Here is a 17,705-nt window from a genome sequence, read left to right on the forward strand (position 1 = left end):
GCACTCCGACAAAGAGATATGACGCCCCGTACGCCGGAGCTGACTGGATTATGCGCGAAGCAGCGGTAAATCCGCGTTGAATTGCCGGCGCTGCGCCGCACTCAGCGGCGCTGCAGCCAGCTCGATGGATCCACCGGCTGTCCATTGCGGCGCAATTCGAAGTACAGCGCCGGCACGCCCTGCCCGCCCGAGCTGCCGACCTTGGCCACCGCATCGCCGCGCTTGATCGCCGCGCCGGCATCGCGCAACAGCGTGTCGTTGTGCGCGTAAAGGCTCATGTAGCCGTTGCCGTGGTCCACGATCAGGATCATGCCGTAGCCGGTCATCCAGTCGGAAAACACCACCGTGCCGTCGGCCACCGCGGTGACGGTGGTGCCTTTGGGAGCGCCGATCAGCACGCCCTTGCTGGTGTGTCCGTCCGGCAGTGTGGCGTTGAAGCGCGCCAGCAGGTTGCCCGACACCGGCCAGCTCAGCCCGCCGACCTTCGGTGCCGGCGCGTTGGCGACCACCTTGGGCGGCGTCTTGCCAGGCCGATCAGGTCGGTCGGTCTTGCCGCGTTTGGCCTGTGCAGCGGCCTCCGCAGCCGCGCGCTTGGCCGCAGCCCGACGTTCGGCCTCGGCTTTGGCGGCGGCCGCTCGCAGATTGGCGAGCAGCTGTTCCAGCGACTTGGCGTCCTGGCCCAGGGCTTTTTCGCGTTCGGCGCGCTGCTTGTAGCGATCGTCCAGCTGCGCGACCGTGGCCGCCTGCTGCGAGCGGTCCTTCTGCAACGACAAGGCCTGCGCCTTCTGCTGCGCGCGTGCGGCATCCAGCGCCTGGCGACGGGTGGCGATGTCCTGCTCCACCTTGGTGAGGGCATCCAGCTGCGTGGTAAGCGCATGGATGCGTTGTGCGCGCGCATTCTGCACGTAGCGATGATCGGCCAGCATGCGCGTGGCATCGCCCACCGTGTCCTGCGACAACAGCACCTTCAGCGGCGCGTTGCGGCCGACCTGATCGGCGGCGCGCAACAACGCGGCCAGCTGTACGCGCTGGTCCTGCAGACCGCGCTGCAACTGCGCACGCTCCTGCTGCAGTTTGCTCAGGTGCTGTTCGTGTTCGCGCATGGCCGTTTCGGTTTCGCTCAGGGCGCGCGCGGTCTTGGCGACCTTTTCATCGGCCTGGCGCAACTGCTGGGCAGCGGTGCCGCGCTTGCCTTCCAGCTCGCGGCGGTCGGCGCTGATGGTCTTGAGCTCATCGCGCAACTGCTGCAGTTTGCGCTCGGCCTCGCGCTGGCTCTGCGCGCTGGCCCCGGTGCTGCCCAGCAACAGGCAGGCCAGTACGGTCGCGGCCAGCCACGTGCGTCCACGGCCGGTGGCGGGGGCAAGTGGCAAGCGCAATCGCAGGGCGGGCAAAGGGGGCAACGAAAGGTCCAGTGACTTCAGGCAGGTGCGCGATTGTAGCCAAGCATGGTGTGATCACCGCCACGCCCCAGACAGCCGCCGCCGCGCGAGGTTCAGCATGAAGTCTAAGCATCTCCTCCTGGCGCTGTCTCTGGTCTGCGCGAGTGCCTGGGCCGACGAGGACATCAGCAAGGTCAACGGCCGCATCAGCGCCGAGGCCGGCAAGGTCTATGGCGGCCTGGACACCGTCAACGGCTCCATCGAGATCGGTGCCGGTGCCCAAACCAAGCGCGTGGAAACGGTCAATGGCGGCATCCAGATCGGCGATGCCGCGCGCACCGGCGGCGTGTCCACGGTCAACGGGAAGATCAGCCTGGGCCAGAAGGTGGTGGTGTCCGGCGGGCTGGAGACGGTCAACGGCAGCATCCTGGTGGAACGCGGCAGCCGGATCAGCGGCGGCGTGGAAACGGTCAACGGCAGCATCGGCCTGGTGGAAACCGAGCTCGGCAAAGGGATCGAGACCGTCAACGGCGATATCACCGTGGGGGTGCGCTCGCACGTGCGCGGCGGGATCGAGATCACCAAGCCGAATTTCAGTTTCTCGTTCAAGCCTGCGCGCAAGCCGCGCGTGGTGATCGGCCCGGATGCGGTGGTCGATGGGCCGCTGGTCTTCAAGCGCGAAGTCAGCCTGTACGTGCACCGCACTGCCAAGATCGGCGCGGTGACCGGCGCGACCGCGCGCAGCTTCAACAGCGACGTGGCACCCGAGGACTGACGCGCCGACCACAGCCACCGCCTAGAATCGGGGAACCTTCGCCGCACGAGGAGTCCCGATGCCCCGCAAGATCCTGTTGTGCCTGGCCGCGACGCTGGCCCTGGCCGGCTGCAAACGTGAGCCTGCCGACGCACCTGCCGCGCCCAGCGCGCAGACCCCGGCCGATACCGCACCCAGCGCACCGGTCAGCCGGCACGCGTTCTCGCCGGAGATGACGACCGGCGACTTCGCCGAGTTGGTCAAGACGCTGTCCTCGGACGCCTTCGAAGGACGCGGCCCCGGCACACCGGGCGAAGAGAAGACCGTCACCTACATCCGCGACCAGATGCAGCGCATCGGGTTGCAGCCGGGCAATGGCGACAGCTGGTTCCAGGACGTACCGATGGTGGAAACCACCGCCGATGCGGCCACTGCCCCCAGCCTGCGCAGCGGCGATCAAACCCGCGCGCTGAGCTTCGGCACCGACATCGTGGTGGGCACGCGCACCGGCCAGGCCGAGGTCAAGCTGGACAACAGCGAGCTGGTCTTCGTCGGCTACGGCGTGGATGCGCCCGAGCAGCAGTGGAACGACTACGCCGGCCAGGACTGGAAAGGCAAGACGGTGGTGATGTTCGTCAACGATCCGGGGTTTCATACCGGCGACGCCACGTTGTTCGACGGCAAGCGCATGACCTACTACGGGCGCTGGACCTACAAGTTCGAAGAGGCCGCGCGCAAGGGCGCGGCCGCCGCCTTGATCGTGCACGACACCCCCGGCGCCAGCTATGGCTGGGACGTGGTGAAAAATTCCTGGTCCGGCCCGCAATACGACCTGCCGGCCAAGGACGACCCCGATCCGCGCCTGCCGGTGCAGGGCTGGATCAGCGCCGACACCGCCAAGCAGTTGTTCGCCAACGCCGGGCTGGACCTGGCGCAGGCCTACAAGGACGCCAGCAAGCGCGGCTTCAAGCCGGTGCCATTGAAGGCCAACTGGTCGGTGGACCTGAAGAGCACCATCGCCGAAAAGACCTCGCGCAATGTGGTCGGGGTGCTGCCGGGCAGCAGCCATGCCGATGAGGCGGTGCTGTACATGGCGCACTGGGATCACCTGGGCAAGCATCCGGGCGAGAGCGGCGACAACATCTACAACGGTGCGGTGGACAACGCCACCGGCGTGGCCGGCATCCTGGAAATCGCCGATGCGTTCGCGCATCAGGATCCCAAGCCGGCGCGCTCGGTGGTGTTTGTGGCGGTGACGCTGGAGGAATCGGGGCTGCTCGGTTCCAAGTATTACGTGGCCAATCCCAGCTTCCCGCTGGACAAGATTGCCGCCGTGATCAATCTGGATGCGATGTCGGTGGCCGGTCGCGCGCGCGATGTCACCGTGGTGGGCATGGGCAGTTCGGAGCTGGAGGACATCCTCAAGCCGATCGCCGCGATGCAGGGCCGCACCCTGCACGCCGAAGCCACCCCGCAAAGCGGCTCGTACTTCCGCTCGGATCACTTCAACTTCGCCAAGGCCGGTGTGCCGGCGCTGTATGCCGATGGTGGCGAAGACCTGCGCGAAGGCGGCAGCGCCGCCGGACGTGCCGCCGCCGAAGACTATGGACGCAACCGCTACCACGCCCCTGGCGATCAGTACGATGCGGCCACGTGGAAACTCGATGGCACGCTCGAAGACTTGCAGGTGGTGTATGGCGTGGGCAAGGAGGTAGCCGCTGGCGAGCGTTGGCCCAACTGGTATGCCGGCAATCCATTCAAGGCCGCGCGCGATCGCATGATGGCCGGCACGCGTGGTGCAAGTGCGGCAGCGGACGCGCCCAAGCCTGAGGCCGATGGCAACGCGGACGCAGATGGAAAAAAGACAAATGGGAAAAAGACCACGCCTGCGCGCTGAGCGCCTGGATGCGTCACCGGCGTGGCGCCGGTGACGCGTTCGCCGCACTGCAATCGGTGCCGGTGGTCATTGCAGCGCTTCGCATAACGGCATTCGCCATAAAAAGGGCCTCCTGTCGGAGGCCCTTTGGGTTGTCGTCGATCGCCCGCTGTCAGTCGTTTTCGCGGCTGACCACGTGCGCATCTTCCGGGTCGATGTGCAGCTCCACCTTCTGGGCGCCCTGCATTGCATCCGCCTTCCACAGACCATCCTTGAACTTCAGATCGTGCACGTTGGAATAGCCGTTGCTGGACAACGCTGCACGGACATCTGCCTCGCTCAATGCCGAGGTGGTCTGGTCGCCGTAGACGCGGCCGGTGACCGGATCGATGCGCACATCCACGTCCTTGCCATCGCCGCTGCGCGCGTCAGCGGTCCACACGCCGTGCTCGAACTTGACGTCGTGCACCTTGGTGTAGCCCTTGCCGGTGAGCATGCTGGTGACCTCGTGGGATGTCAGCGCCTTGGTCGGCTTGGCCGCCGCCTGTTCAAAGGCAGCGTGCGATGCCAATGCAAGCGTGCCAATCAGCGCGGCCTTCATCCATCGATACGTCATGCGAATGCTCCTGCAGTGAAGTGCGCTCATGCTGGACGCCGCGTCATCGCCGGCAGGTGAAAAAACGCAGATGCGCACGACCCCAGTTCAGTTAGCTGAAACGACTGCATGCCAATTCATGTGCATTGCACGGCATGTTTACATCCGGGCGCATGCCGGAGGAAAGGGACAACGTACAGCGCTCCCAATGAGCCTGAAAACCGTAGCCGGCAGGCGGTGATCTTTCCAAAAAAACTCTGCTCTACAAAAAAATCGGACCACCTTGCGGTGGCCCGATCCGAGAACTTGCGTTGCGACGAAACGTTAAGGAATCGCGCGCGTCGCCCTTGCGGCATGCGGCGCTAGGATCGACATCTGCGGCTTGTCGGTGCCGTCCTTGTTCGGTTGCACGTTGTACGGATAGCTGACGTTCCACCATGCACCGGCAGCCCACCATGTCCAACCCAGCCAGACATCGGCGTTGTCTTCCATAAAGGACAGCATGCCCTGCAGTGCTTCGTTGCAGACGGCGTTGTTGGCGGTGCCGAATTCGCCCAGGAAGCCGCGTTTTTGATTGGTGCGCAACCAGGTGGTGAAGTTGCGCAAACGATCGACACCGACGGTGCCGCTGACGCAGACATGGGTGGTGCCGCTGGAATCGGTATCCAGGTATTGATGCACTTCGAAGGCATAGCGTTCGAGCGGATCGTGGATCGATGCCAATGCGGTTGCATTGGAATAGCCATCGTTGGTGGCCGAGTACCAACTGTGCGCACCGGTCCACGATGCGCCAGGCACCAGGATCAGGTTGTTGGCTCCGGTAGCGCGAATGGTATCGATGGCCGCCTGTGCAGCACGGGCCCAACCGCTGGCCGACACGCCGTTGGGCTCGTTCATCAGACCGAAGATCACCGCATTGTCGCTGGGAAAGACCAGCGCAAGTCGCCGCCACAGATCGGTGAAGGTCGCGATCGGCACTTCGGCGCCGCCGACCTTGTAGCCGTAGTATTTCCCGTAATTGTGGATGTCCAGCACCAGATACATGCCCGATGCCTTGGCGCGTGCCACGGCCTGTTGCACCAGCGCCAACTGGGTTGGATCCAGTTCGCCACGCGCGCTGGGTTGCAGGCGTTCCCAAAGGATCGGCAAGCGGATCGTATTCATGCCCACGCCAGCGAAATACGCGTAATCGTTGGCCGAGGCGTACATATAGTCTTTGTTGAGGACTCCCGGCTTTTTGGAGGATGCAAATTCGGCACCGGAAAGATTGACGCCGGCGTACCGCAGCGCACGCGTCTGTGCATGGGCGAACGGAAATGTGCCGAGCAGGATGCAGAGCACGGCGCAACGGATCACGTTGCGTAGCGATTGAAAGACAGCAGACATAAAACCAACTCCTTCGACGACGGGAAGGATGTGTCGCCGCGCGTTGCGTGCGATCCGCGCGAGGCGCGCCACATCTGTCGTAACCAATGCATCTGCCGTGCCTAATCGCTCACCACATCGAATGTGAATTGAATGTGTTAATCGGCCCGCAGGTACATGCCACACCGGTCACGTTCTGAAACAGCACGCTGTAACGGCGCACACGAAAAACAAGTGCGCACGTCTGTTGAATGCGCCATCCATCTCCATGCGCTGTCGAAAAATCGGCGAATGGATGCGCTCGCCGTCAACGATGCGACGTCGAATCAATGACGCCACATTGCCGCGCCATCGCATGCGGCATGCGCGAACTGACGTGCGGTGGCGATCGACCTGGGTCACTCGACTTGGGCAATCTGCCCTGCGGTTTCAAAGCAGCCGGTATGCAGTCGCCTGCAAGGCGGTCGCGCTCGGTATGCCCATCGACAACGAGCAGATGGACAGTGCGATGCTGCGCGCGACTTCCGCCCCAGTCTGACGATCGTGCTATGGCGTGTTCGCAGCGTTCACTCGGTGATGCGCTTTGCGCGCGCACTCAGGATCGACATCTGCGGCTTGTCGCGGCCCTGTGCGTCCGGATGCACGTTGAAGGGATAGGTGCCATTCCACCACGCACCGGCGGCCCACCAGATCCAGCCCAGCCAGACATCGCGGTTGGCTTCCATATAGCCGAGCATGCCGTTGAGTGCGCTGTTGCAGGTGGCATTGTTGCCGGTACCGAACTCGCCCAGAAAGCCGCGCTTGTGATTGAGGCGCAGCCACTGCGTAAAACTGCGCAGGCGTTCGGCACCGATGGTGCTGCTGACGCAGCCGGCGCTGGTGCCGCTTGAGTCCGTATCCAGATATTGATGGACTTCGATGGCGTAGCGATTGAGCGGATCGTTGATGGACGCCAATGCCACCGCGTTGGATTGCCCGGCCACGGTGGAATACCAGCTGTGCGCGCCGCTCCACAGCGCGCCGGGCACCAGGATCAGATTGTTGGCGCCGGTTTGGCGGATGGTGTCGATCGATGCCTGTGCCGCGTTGGCCCAGGATTGCGGGTTGATGTCGTAGGGCTCATTCATCAGCCCGAAGATCACCGTATCGTCGTCCTTGAAGGCGATCGCAAGACGTCGCCATAGATCGTTGAAGGTGCTGATCGGCACGCGCGGACTGCCGATCTTGTGGCCGTAGTAGCGGGCGTAGTTGTGGATGTCCAGGATCAGATAGACCTTGGCCGCCTTCGCGTTGGTCACGGCCTGGCGGATCAGCAACAGCTGCGCGGCGTCCAGCTCGCTTCCGGCACTGGGTTGCAGGCGTTCCCACAGGATGGGTAGCCGAATGGTGTTCATGTGCTTGCTGGCGAAGTAGCGGTAATCGCTGGCGGCCGGATACAGGTAATCGACGTTGAGCACGCCGGGCTTTTGCGAGGATTTGATTTCCGCGCCGGAAAGATTGACGCCTGCGTACTTCAGCGACGTCTGCGCATGTGCGAGCGGCACGACCGCAAGCAGCAACAAGACCAGCGCACGCCGAAGTAGCCGGCGTACGCGGGTGGGGGAGGGCAACATGGGTGACTCCTGGTGCATTCGCGGGGGAGATGCGTTGGCGTGGGCCTGCCATAGCCATGGCGACAACGCATCGCGTTCCACCCTAGGCGCATCGACGCGCGCAGGATACGGATGTGAGGTATCACTTAGTCCGAGCTGTGAGTGACTTCGCAGTTATCGCCGAATCTGCACGCGGACTGAGAGGTGCAGCGTGCGATCGCCCTGCCGCGATGTCGTGCGCGCGCGGCAATGTAGTTACCCGGCAACGCACGCAAAAAAAACGGTGGCCGCAGCACATCGCTGCGACCACCGTGACCACACTGGCGTGCGCGGATTACTTGCCGGCGCGGCGTGCGTACTTGCTCAGGATCGCCATCTGCGGCTTGTCGCTGCCATCCTTGCCCGGCTGCACCGTAAAGGGATAGTCCGGCTTCCACCACGCACCGGCCGCCCACCAGTTCCAGCCCAGCCAGACGTCGCTGTTCTTTTCCATGTAGGTCAGCATGCCCTCCAGCGCCTGGTTGCAGACGGGATTGTCGGCAGTGCCGAACTCGCCCAGGAATCCCTTCTGCTTGTTCTCGCGCAACCACGCAGTGAAGCCACGCAATTTCTCTTCGCCCACCGTGGCGCTGGTGCATACCGGCTTGGTGCCGCTGTAGTCGCTATCGAGATATTGATGCGCTTCGAAAGCCAGGTTCTTGCCAGGATCCTTGAGGATCTCCAGCGCCTTGGCGTTGGACACGCCATAACTGGTGCTGCGCCAGCTGTGCGCACCGGTGTAGGCAGTGCCCGGCACCAGGATCAGGTTCTTTGCACCGGTCTTACGGATCGCATTGATCGCGCCTTGCGCTGCATTGGCCCAATCGGGCGCGGAGATGCCGTTGGGCTCGTTCATCAGCCCGAAGATCACCGCCTTGTCGTCCTTGAATTCCAGCGCCAACCGGCGCCACAGGTCGGCCATCGCAGCAGTGGGCACCTCGTTGGTACCCAGGCGATTACCGTTGTACTTGGCGTAGTTGTGCAGATCCAGGACCAGAAACTGCTTGTTGGCCTTGGCCGCTTCCACTGCCTTCTTGATCAGCCCCAGCTGGGCCTGATCCAGGTCGCCGTTGAGTGCGGGTTGCACGCGTTCCCACAGAAACGGCAGGCGGATCGTGTTCATGCCCTTGCCGGCGAAATAACTAAAATCCGACGCCGCCGGATAGGTGTAATCCTTGTACAAGGTGCCGGGTTTCTTGCGTGAGTTGAACTCGGCGCCGGAGAGACTGACGCCGACATACTTCAGGCCGGTGGATGGCTTCTGCGGGCCGGCCGGTTCTTTGGCCTGCGCCAACGGCATTGCAGCGAGCAGGGTCAGGGCGAGTGCGGCATTGCGTAGACCAGGGAACATCGGGGGAGAGCGGAACATGGAAGCCTCCTTCGGCATCGACGTGGGCGGCCGCGTGGGGGAGGGGGCACGGCCAGCAAGGATGGTGCAGCGCGATACGTTGCTTGGTGAGCCTAGAAGCTCGCGCGTTAGCGGGCCATTCACGCGCGTCGCGCGTCGATCGCAGGCGAACGCACGCAGCGTGCGCCGTGCGGCGGTGCAGCCGTTCGCAAGAGGGCGGGCAAAACGCACTGTCGCAGGAGCGCGACAGGCGGCTGTTCTAAGCTAGCGCTCACCTTTTCTGTCGTCGGCATCCGTGGCCGACCACGCAAACCCCACCGGAGCCTTACCCATGAGCAAAGCGCACGCGTACGCTGCCCAGACCGCCGATCAACCGCTTGCCCCGTTCGTCTTCGAACGCCGCGCGCCCGGCCCCGACGATGTACAGATCGAGATCGCCTATTGCGGCGTGTGTCACTCGGATCTGCATACCGCACGCAACGAATGGCACAACACCCGGTATCCGTCCGTGCCGGGCCACGAGATCGTCGGCCGTGTGACCGCCGTCGGTGACGCCGTCAGCGGCTTCAAGGTGGGCGACCTGGCCGGTGTCGGCTGCATGGTCGACAGCTGCCGCAGCTGCGCCTCCTGCCAGGAAGGCGAGGAGCAGTACTGCGAAGCCGGCTTCACCGGCACCTATAACGGCCCGATGTTCGGCGGCGGCGAGAACACCTACGGCGGCTACTCCGACCATATCGTGGTCGACCAGAAGTACGTGCTGCGCATCTCGCACACCGACAACCTGGCCGCCGTGGCGCCGCTGCTGTGCGCCGGTATCACCACCTACTCGCCGCTGGCGCACTGGAAGGTGGGCCCGGGGCAGAAGGTGGGCGTGGTCGGCCTGGGTGGCCTGGGTCACATGGCGGTGAAGATCGCCAAGGCGATGGGCGCCACCGTGGTGCTGTTCACCACCTCCGAGAACAAGCGCGCCGACGCGCTGCGCCTGGGCGCCAGCGAAGTGGTGATCTCCAAGGACGAGGCGCAGATGGCGGCGCAGTACAACACCCTGGACTTCATCCTCAACACCGTGGCCGCCCCGCACAACCTGGACCCGTTCATCAATGCACTCAAGCGCGACGGCGCAATGGTGCTGGTGGGCGTGCCCGAGGAATCGCACCCGTCGCCGGCCGTGTTCAACCTGATTATGAAGCGCCGCACCCTGGCCGGCTCGCTGATCGGCGGCATCCGCCAGACCCAGGAAATGCTGGACTTCTGCGCCAAGCACAACATCGTCTCGGACATCGAAACCATCCGCGCCGACGAAATCAACGCTGCCTACGAGCGCATGCTCAAGAGCGACGTGAAGTATCGCTTTGTGATCGATATGGCTACGTTGGATAAGGCGGCCTGATCGGCGACTGCAGCAGGGTGTGATGCCACTGCTTGCGTCGTTTTGTATGACGCAAGCGGTGGTGGGCTGCGTTGTGTCAACCGCGCGGCTATCGACCATGAAAAAGGTTGATGCCCTAACCTCTATGCGCATCGAACTGTTTTGCCCGGCCTAATGACTGGAGGGATTTTTGTCAGAATGCCGCGACCCGCGTGCACTGAGCCGCGAACGCGCTTCGATCAGAAGAATTGTTAGGCCTATGAGACTCGAGCGCTCAGCACTCCAAGTACACATTTTCCTCGGACAAGCGCATAACCCCAGGCGAATGGCTTCCCACTTGCAGGCCACAGCTGCTCATAAGCTACGAAGTAATCGCCGGAGCGGTACTGCTTCTTGAGCCGCATCCAATCTTTGTTGCCATAAGCAAATGGCACCTGAGGCGCCTTCTTATTTGCCGCCGCGTACTTGAGACCAATCTCTTCCATCTGCACGATGGAAAGAGGCAGGCCATCAAGACGCAGATTGTCCGATTCCTGGCATGTCGCGGTCTGCGCCGCAGCCACGCTACCGGCAGTCAAGATCAGCAAACCGGTAACGAGTGACCTGAGCATGCGGCCTAGCATCCCTTAAGCCGCAGCCGGCTCTTTGACCTGCGCTTTCACACCCAGCAGCTGCACGATGCTTCCCGCCGCATCGCGGCCTTCGGCGACGGCAGTCACCACCAAGTCGGCGCCGCGCACGCAGTCGCCACCGGCGAACAGGCGGGGGTTGCTGGTCTGGTAGGGCAGGCGGCCGTTGTCGTCGGATGGCGCCACGATGCGGCCGTTGCTGCCGGCTTCCACGCCTTGCGATGACAGCCACTCCGGCACCGTCGGCGAGAAGCCGAACGCGATGATCACCACGTCCGCTTCCAGCAGCGATTCGCTGCCTTCCACCGGTACCGCGTTGCGGCGGCCGCTAGCGTCGGGCTCGCCGAGCTTGGTCTCCACCACGGTGACGCCAATGGCCTCGTCGTCGGCGCCGGATTCGATCGACAGCGGCTGCCGGTTGAACAGGAAGCGCACGCCTTCTTCGCGCGCGTTGGCCACCTCGCGCGCCGAGCCCGGCATGCTGGCCTCGTCACGGCGGTAGGCGCAGGTGACCTTGGCCGCGCCCAGGCGGATGGCGCTGCGCACGCAGTCCATGCCGGTGTCGCCGCCGCCCAGCACCACCACGCGCTTGCCGTTGAGATCGGGCAGCGCCATCTGGTCTTCCCAGCCTGCGATCGGCCGGCCGTGCGGGTCGTTGCCGCTGACGATGCGGCTGTTCTGCACCAGGAACGGCAGCGCCGGCAGCACGTTCTTCAGATCCTGCCCGGGCAGGCCGCCATCGGTGTAGCGGTAGGCGCCGGTGCCCAGGAACACCGCGTCGAATTCGCCCAGCAACTGCTCGATGCTGACGTCGCGGCCCACTTCCACGCCCAGGCGGAACTGCACGCCCATGCCTTCCAGGATCTCGCGGCGCTTGCCGATCACCGACTTGTCCAGCTTGAAGCTGGGAATGCCGAACTGCAGCAGCCCGCCGATCTGCTCGTAGCGGTCGTAGACCACCGCTTCGATGCCAGCGCGCACCAGCCGGTCCGCGCAGGACAGGCCGGCCGGGCCGGCGCCGATCACCGCCACCCGCCAGCCAGTGGGCTGCACGTTGCCCAGGTCCGGGCGCCAGCCCATCTTGAACGCGGTATCGACGATGTATTTTTCCACTGCGCCGATGGTGACCGCGCCGAATTCCTCCAGCGTGCAGCTGCCTTCGCACAGGCGGTCCTGCGGACACACCCGCCCGCACACCTCCGGCAGCGGGTTGGTGGAATGGCATAGCGCGGCGGCTTCTTCGATGCGGTTTTCCTGCACCAGCTGCAGCCATTGCGGGATGGCGTTATGCACCGGGCATTTCCAGCTGCAGTACGGGTTGCCGCAATCCAGACAGCGGCCGGACTGATACTGCGCGTCGGCCTTGTCGAACTTGCCGTACAACTCGCCCCAGTCACCGGAGGTACGCAGCTCCACCGGGATGCGCGTGGGCATGGTCCGGGGCAGGTCGAGGAATTGGAAGGCTTGCTTGCGGCTCATAGGGCTGGGATTCGGGAGTTGGGATTGGGGATTCGCAACAGCGGGCGACGGGGGGCGGACGCAGGGCGAATCTCGAACAAACAATCACGACGCTGGAAGGCCGGGAGTGGAGATTCGGGAATCGGGATTCGCATAGCTTGAGCGAATCCCCAATCCCGACTCCCCAATCCCGTCACTCAGGCGGCGCGCCGCAGCGACTCTGTCAGCGACTCGATGCTGGCGGCCTTGGGTTTGACCAGCCAGAACTTGCCGATGTAGTCGCGGAACTCGTCGAGGATCTGCTGCGCCCAGATGCTGCCGGTCAGCTCGCGGTGGCGGCTGATCAGGGTGTGCAGGTGCTGGCGATGGTTTTCGAAACCCTCGGCGGAGACGCGGTGGATGTCGATCAGCTCGTGGTTGTAGCGGTCCACGAAGTCGCGTTCGATATCCAGCACGTAGGCCAGGCCGCCGGTGAAGCCGGCGCCGAAGTTCAGGCCCACCTTGCCCAGCACCAGCACCACGCCGTCGGTCATGTATTCGCAGCAGTGATCGCCGGCGCCTTCCACCACCGCGAGCGCGCCGGAGTTGCGCACCGCGAAGCGTTCGCCCGCGCGGCCGGCCGCGAACAGCTCGCCGCCGGTGGCGCCATACAGGCAGGTGTTGCCGACGATCGGGGTGCTGCGGGCCTCGAAGCGTGCGCCGCGCGGCGGGCGCACCACCAGCCGGCCGCCGGCCATGCCCTTGCCGACGTAGTCGTTGGCTTCGCCTTCCAGCTCCAGCTGCAGGCCACCGGCGTTGAACGCGCCGAAGCTCTGCCCGGCGGTGCCGCGGAAGCGCAGGTTCAACGGCGCATCGCTCATGCCGTGGTTGCCGTGCGCCCGCGCAATGGTGCCGGACAGGCGCGCGCCGATCGAGCGGTCGGTGTTGTGAATCAGGAAGCGATGGTCGCCGCCGGTCTTGTTGGCGATCGCATCGGCGAGCAGGCCGTCCATCTGCGTGGCCAGGCTGTCCGGCGATTCGTACAGGCGCTGGGCCGCGCAATGGCTGCCGTCGTACTGCGCATGGGTGAGCAGGCGCGAGAGATCGACCTTGACGCCCGGGCGTGGCGAGACCTCCAGCTGTTCCAGCAGGTCGGTGCGGCCGACGATCTCGTCCAGCGAACGCACACCCAGAAACGACAGCCACTGGCGCACTTCCTCGGCCAGCAGGCGGAAGAAATGCTCCACGCGCTCCGGCAAGCCGGTGAAGTAGTTCGCACGCAGGCGCTCGTCCTGGGTGGCCACGCCGGTGGCGCAGTTGTTGAGGTGGCAGATGCGCAGGTACTTGCAGCCCAGCACGATCATCGGCGCGGTGCCGAAGCCGAAGCTGTCGGCGCCCAGCAGCGCGGCCTTGACCACGTCCAGGCCGGTCTTCAGGCCGCCGTCGGTCTGCAGGATGGTGCGGTCGCGCAGGTCGTTGGCCACCAGTGCCTGGTGCGACTCGGCCACGCCCAGTTCCCACGGCACGCCGGCATAGCGGATCGAGCTGACCGGGCTGGCGCCGGTGCCGCCGTCGTGGCCGGACACGGTTATCAGATCGGCGCCGGCCTTGACCACGCCGGCGGCAATCGTGCCGACGCCGGCATGCGCGACCAGCTTCACCGACACCAGTGCGGTCGGGTTGACCTGCTTGAGGTCGTAGATCAGCTGGGCCAGGTCTTCGATCGAATAGATGTCGTGATGCGGCGGCGGCGAGATCAGGCCGATGCCGGGCTTGGCGTAGCGCAGCCGGGCGATCAGCTCGTTGACCTTGTGGCCGGGCAGCTGGCCGCCTTCGCCGGGCTTGGCGCCCTGCGCGACCTTGATCTGCAGCACCTCGGCATTCACCAGGTACTCCGGGGTCACGCCGAAGCGGCCCGATGCCACCTGTTTGATCTTGGAGCGCTTCTCGGTGCCGTAGCGGGCCGGGTCTTCGCCGCCTTCGCCGGAGTTGCTGCGCCCGCCCAGGCGGTTCATCGCAATGGCCAGCGCCTCGTGCGCCTCGGGCGACAACGCGCCCAGGCTGATAGCGGCGGTGTCGAAGCGACGCAGCACGTCACTGGCCGGGGCGACCTCGTCCAGCGGGGTCGGGGTGTCGGCACGCTTGAGCTGGACCAGATCGCGCAGCGTGGAGGCCGGGCGCGAATGCACCGCATCCACGTATTTCTGCCAGTCGCCGGCATCGCCGGTGCGGGTGGCGCGCTGCAGCGTCATCACCACGTCCGGGTTGTACATGTGGTACTCGCCGCCGTGCACGTACTTGAGCAGGCCGCCCACTTCCGGCTTGAGCTGGTCGTTCCAGGCGCGTGCGGCGAGCTCGCGCGCTTCGGTGTCCAGCCGCGGCAGGCTGACCCCGCCGATACGCGCGGGCGTGTCGGCGAAGCACAGCTCCACCACGTCCGGGTCCAGCCCGACGATCTCGAACAACTGCGCGCCGCGGTAGCTGGCGATGGTGCAGATGCCCATCTTGGAGATGATCTTGGACAGGCCCTTGTAGATGCCCTTGCGATAACGGCGGCCGATCTGCGACTGCTCGCCGCCCTTGCTCAGCTGCAGGATGCCGCGCCGGCCCAGGTCGAACAGCGTCTGGTAGGCCAGATACGGATACACCGCGGTGGCGCCGAAGCCGAGCAGGCAGGCCATGTGGTGCGCATCGCGCGCGGTGCCGGTTTCGATGATCAGGTTGACGTCGCAGCGCAGGCCCACCTTGCACAGGTGGTGATGCACCGCGCCGGTGGCCAGCAGCGCATGCGCCATCGGCCGGTCCGGCACCGGGTAGCGGTCGGACAGCAGCAGCATCACCGCGCCATCGCGGGCGGCGGCTTCCACTTCCTGGCAGATGCGCTCCAGGCCGGCCTTCAGCCCTTCTTCGACGCTGTAGGACAGGTCGATCAGGCGATTGCGCGCGACGTACTGCTCCATCTTCAGCAGCTGGCGCAGCTTGCGCTGGCTGAGCACCGGCGAATTCAGGATGACGTGGTTCACCGTCTCCGCGCCGGCATGGAAGATGTTGGTCTCCTTGCCGAGCTGGGTGGTGAGCGACATCGCGATGCCTTCGCGCAGCGGGTCGATCGGCGGGTTGGTGACCTGCGCGAACGCCTGGCGGAAGTAGTCGTACAACGGGCGCGTTTGACGGCTGAGCACCGCCATCGGGGTATCGTCGCCCATCGAGCCGGTGGCTTCCTGCTCGGTCTCGGCCAGCGGGCGCAGGATCTGCTCCACTTCTTCGATGCTGAGCTGGAACAGCTTGTGGTAGCTGCGCAGGGTCTGCTCGCTGAAGGGTTCTTCCACCAGCGAGGGGTCGATCAGTTCGGTTTGCAGGTAGGTCACACCCTGCTGCAGCCATTGCTTGTACGGCGCGCGCGCACGGTTGATGCGGTCGATGGCGTCCGAGTCGAGCAGGTCGCCGCGCTTGAGATCGATCGCCATCATCTCGCCCGGGCCCAGCTTGCCCTTGCGGGTGATGCGCTCGGCCGGCAATTCCCACACGCCGGCCTCGGAGGCCACCAGGAAATGGCGGTCGGAGGTGAGCATCCAGCGGGCGGGGCGCAGGCCGTTGCGATCGAGCATGCAGGCGGCGTAACGGCCGTCGCAGGCGACGATGCCGGCCGGGCCATCCCACGGCTCGGTGTTCAACCCGTAGAACTCGTAGAACGCGGCCAGATCGGCGTCCTTGAATTCCAGCGACTGGGTCGCCGGCGGCACCAGGATGCGCAACGCCTGCAGCAGGTCCATACCACCGGCGATCAGCAGCTCCAGCATGTTGTCCAGGCTCTGCGAATCCGAGCCATGCATGGAGATCACCGGGTCGAATTCGGCGATATCGAAGCGCGGGGTCTGCCACACCTTGCTGCGCGCCTGCGCCCAGCGGCGGTTGCCTTCGATGGTGTTGATTTCGCCGTTGTGGGCGAGCAGCCGGAACGGATGCGCCAGCGGCCAGCGCGGCAGCGTATTGGTGGAAAAGCGCTGGTGAAAGACAATCGCGCTGGAGGACAGATCGCTGCGCTGCAGGTCCGGGTAGAACGTGCTCAGCTTGTCCGGCAGCACCATGCCCTTGTAGCTGATGCCGTTGGGCGACAAGGTGGTGACGTAGAAGTTATCCACCTCGCGCAGCGCCTGTTCGGCGCGGCGGCGCGCCAGGAACAGCGCCAGGGTGAAGCCGTCTTCGGTCTGTTCGGCACCGGCATCGACAAACACTTGCTCGATGCGCGGCAGGGTGTCGCGCGCCAGCTGGCCGCAGACGCTGTCGTCGGTGGGCACCACGCGCCAGCCGCGGAACTGCACGCCGGCGCTGAGTAACTGGGTTTCCAGTTCGGCACGACAGCGCGACGCTTCGGCCTCGTCCAGCGGCAGGAACACCACACCGGCCGCGTAGCGCGTGCCCAGGGGGATGGCCGCATCGCGGGCCAGCCCGCGCAGGAATGCGTCGGGTTTGCGGATCAGCAACCCGCAGCCGTCGCCGGTGAGCCCGTCGGCGGCCACGCCGCCACGGTGGGTCATGCGCGAGAGCGCCGCAATCGCGGTGTCTACCAGCGAACGGGAAGGTTGGTCGTCCAACTGCGCCACCATGCCAAAACCACAGGCGTCGCGTTCGTCGCGCGCGCTGTTGTAGAGACCGTGCTCGTTGAGCCCTTGGCGAGTGCGGGGGGCCATGTGTGCCTCTTTGCGATCTGGGAGAGCGGCGACAACGTTGCAGCGCTCGATCCGTGGAGCGTTTCGAAGAGGTCACCGGATGATCGACTAGACCACAGTTGATGCGGTGCCGCAATACACCGTTACAGCTGCAACGAGGGCGGCTGCAAGGCCTTGTCGCAGCTGGCTTGGCGCCTGTTCGCCGACAGGCGCCGACGTGTGCTCAGCCGCAACGCACCGAGGCGATCACGTTCTTTGCGTCCACTTCCAGATTGAGCCGCTCGCCGTTGAACTCCATGGTCGTCATCTGGCCGGGTTTGAGCACGCGTACCGTCTTGGCGCCGGCATCGTTGCGGGCCTGTTCGCTCACCGTCTCGGTCAGCGCCTGGCCCACCAGCGATTGCACCTGGGTGGCGTCGCAGCTGCCGATCGGCGGCGCTTCGGGCGCGGCGGCAGGGGCTGGCGCGGCGGCTTGTTCGGCCGCTTGCTGCGCTTTGGCGGAGACGGCTTCCTGCTCGTCCGGTTGCGGCTTGCCGCAGGCACTCAAGGCCGCCAGCACGACCAGGGTGCAGGCCAGGCGGGCGGTAGGCAGGACAGAGCGCATCGATAACTCCAGCACGTTGGGGAGCGCCAAGCATAAGCAGAAAAGCGC

At 65.1% G+C, this 17,705-nt stretch carries 12 protein-coding genes; 3 read left to right on the forward strand and 9 right to left on the reverse strand.

Annotated elements, in window-relative coordinates; genetic code table 11:
* Positions 1 to 101 precede the first annotated feature (101 nt).
* Entirely contained in the window at positions 102 to 1,370 is a 1,269-nt protein-coding gene (locus GGR62_RS13025) for a peptidoglycan DD-metalloendopeptidase family protein (protein ID WP_326520259.1), read from the reverse strand.
* 127 nt (positions 1,371 to 1,497) lie between these two features.
* Here GGR62_RS13025 and GGR62_RS13030 point away from each other — a divergent pair, with 127 nt between their 5' ends.
* A complete protein-coding gene (locus GGR62_RS13030; protein WP_184408308.1) occupies positions 1,498 to 2,154 on the forward strand; it encodes a hypothetical protein in 657 nt (218 codons plus the stop codon).
* 58 nt (positions 2,155 to 2,212) lie between these two features.
* On the forward strand, positions 2,213 to 4,030 hold the full coding sequence (locus tag GGR62_RS13035) for a M28 family metallopeptidase (RefSeq protein ID WP_184408309.1): 1,818 nt from the start codon (positions 2,213 to 2,215) through the stop codon (positions 4,028 to 4,030).
* Positions 4,031 to 4,181: 151 nt separating this feature from the next.
* Here the strand turns inward: GGR62_RS13035 and GGR62_RS13040 are convergent, their stop codons facing one another.
* From GGR62_RS13040 to GGR62_RS13055, 4 genes are all read right to left on the reverse strand, one after another.
* Complete coding sequence (locus GGR62_RS13040; protein WP_184408310.1) at positions 4,182 to 4,625, reverse strand: PepSY domain-containing protein; 444 nt, start codon at positions 4,623 to 4,625, stop codon at positions 4,182 to 4,184.
* A gap of 303 nt (positions 4,626 to 4,928) precedes the next feature.
* Entirely contained in the window at positions 4,929 to 5,990 is a 1,062-nt protein-coding gene (locus GGR62_RS13045) for a glycoside hydrolase family 5 protein (RefSeq protein WP_184408311.1), read from the reverse strand.
* A 545-nt stretch (positions 5,991 to 6,535) separates the two neighbouring features.
* Positions 6,536 to 7,582: a glycoside hydrolase family 5 protein gene (locus GGR62_RS13050; protein ID WP_260287959.1), complete on the reverse strand. Its 1,047-nt coding sequence runs from the start codon at positions 7,580 to 7,582 to the stop codon at positions 6,536 to 6,538.
* 313 nt (positions 7,583 to 7,895) lie between these two features.
* The gene (locus tag GGR62_RS13055; protein WP_184408312.1) at positions 7,896 to 8,969 is read right to left on the reverse strand and encodes a glycoside hydrolase family 5 protein; all 1,074 of its coding nucleotides are present in this window, start codon (positions 8,967 to 8,969) and stop codon (positions 7,896 to 7,898) included.
* Between the two features lie 310 nt (positions 8,970 to 9,279).
* Between GGR62_RS13055 and GGR62_RS13060 the strand changes: the two genes are divergently transcribed.
* Positions 9,280 to 10,338: an NAD(P)-dependent alcohol dehydrogenase gene (locus GGR62_RS13060; protein ID WP_184408313.1), complete on the forward strand. Its 1,059-nt coding sequence runs from the start codon at positions 9,280 to 9,282 to the stop codon at positions 10,336 to 10,338.
* A gap of 236 nt (positions 10,339 to 10,574) precedes the next feature.
* Here GGR62_RS13060 and GGR62_RS13065 read toward each other — a convergent pair whose 3' ends face one another.
* The 4 genes from GGR62_RS13065 to GGR62_RS13080 all read right to left on the reverse strand — a co-directional run bounded on the left by GGR62_RS13065 (position 10,575) and on the right by GGR62_RS13080 (position 17,657).
* Positions 10,575 to 10,928 (reverse strand): hypothetical protein, encoded by a 354-nt coding sequence (locus GGR62_RS13065; RefSeq protein ID WP_184408314.1) that lies wholly within the window; start codon positions 10,926 to 10,928, stop codon positions 10,575 to 10,577.
* 15 nt (positions 10,929 to 10,943) lie between these two features.
* On the reverse strand, positions 10,944 to 12,425 hold the full coding sequence (locus GGR62_RS13070) for an FAD-dependent oxidoreductase (RefSeq protein WP_184408315.1): 1,482 nt from the start codon (positions 12,423 to 12,425) through the stop codon (positions 10,944 to 10,946).
* 176 nt (positions 12,426 to 12,601) lie between these two features.
* Positions 12,602 to 17,074 (reverse strand): glutamate synthase large subunit, encoded by a 4,473-nt coding sequence (gene gltB / locus GGR62_RS13075; RefSeq protein ID WP_184408316.1) that lies wholly within the window; start codon positions 17,072 to 17,074, stop codon positions 12,602 to 12,604.
* A gap of 202 nt (positions 17,075 to 17,276) precedes the next feature.
* Positions 17,277 to 17,657 carry an I78 family peptidase inhibitor gene (locus tag GGR62_RS13080; RefSeq protein ID WP_184408317.1) on the reverse strand — a complete coding sequence of 127 codons (381 nt, stop codon included), beginning with the start codon at positions 17,655 to 17,657 and terminating at the stop codon, positions 17,277 to 17,279.
* Positions 17,658 to 17,705: the final 48 nt, after the last annotated feature.

Source organism: Xanthomonas sp. 3075 (assembly GCF_014197275.1).
Taxonomy (GTDB): domain Bacteria; phylum Pseudomonadota; class Gammaproteobacteria; order Xanthomonadales; family Xanthomonadaceae; genus Xanthomonas; species Xanthomonas campestris_B.